The 382-nt window shown below is 47.9% G+C and carries 1 protein-coding gene; it reads left to right on the top strand.

The window, feature by feature from the left end; translation table 11 throughout:
- The coding region (locus AB4653_RS09200) for a cadherin-like domain-containing protein (protein ID WP_372103932.1) at positions 1–382 on the top strand (382 nt) is incomplete at both ends.

Raw genomic sequence — 382 nt, forward strand, 5'->3', positions numbered from 1 at the left:
CGATAACGGTGATGGCACGTTTAGCTTCGTTCCTGAAGAACACTTTAGTGGTGACCTGCAGTTCAGCTTTACGGTTACCGACGGCACTGATGAGGTAGAACAAGACATTAGCGTTCATATTGAAGCGGTCGCGGATGCACCGGATCTTGTGATAACCGATGGCGACGGCGTTAACGTTGATGATGAAGCAATTCTGGTTGAGCCAGGCGGCATTGTTGAACTGAACATTGCAGCGGCGCTTGTCGATCAAGACTTGTCTGAAACACTTACCGTAACGGTTGATGGTGTGCCAGAAGGTTCGGTTATTCAATACGATAACGAAGGCGTTCTGAATGACCAAGAGAACGGCATCACCAGTTACAACGACACTGAAATTACAGTA

The sequence above is a fragment of the Vibrio sp. 10N.222.48.A3 genome (assembly GCF_041475345.1).
Taxonomy (GTDB): Bacteria; Pseudomonadota; Gammaproteobacteria; order Enterobacterales; family Vibrionaceae; genus Vibrio; species Vibrio tasmaniensis_A.